Below are 227 nucleotides of genomic sequence, written 5' to 3' on the forward strand. Positions count from 1 at the left end.
ACTCCCCTACGGGATACCACTTCCTTCAAGAAGTAAAAAGGGTCGTTAGCTCAGTTGGTAGAGCAGTTGACTTTTAATCAATTGGTCGCAGGTTCGAATCCTGCACGACCCACCATTTCCTCCAAGGAAATAAAATTTGGGGCGATTAGCTCAGTTGGGAGAGCACCTGCCTTACAAGCAGGGGGTCACTGGTTCGAGCCCGGTATCGCCCACCATTTCCTCCCAAG

Annotated in this window: 2 tRNA genes; both read left to right on the forward strand. The window is 50.7% G+C overall.

The window, feature by feature from the left end:
* The first annotated feature begins 39 nt into the window (after positions 1-39).
* Positions 40-115: transfer RNA gene (locus AB4623_RS24190), tRNA-Lys, on the forward strand.
* A 24-nt stretch (positions 116-139) separates the two neighbouring features.
* A tRNA-Val gene (locus tag AB4623_RS24195) sits at positions 140-215 on the forward strand.
* Positions 216-227 lie beyond the last annotated feature (12 nt).

The sequence above is a fragment of the Vibrio sp. 10N.222.52.C12 genome, assembly GCF_041474215.1.
GTDB classification, from domain to species: Bacteria; Pseudomonadota; Gammaproteobacteria; order Enterobacterales; family Vibrionaceae; genus Vibrio; species Vibrio crassostreae_C.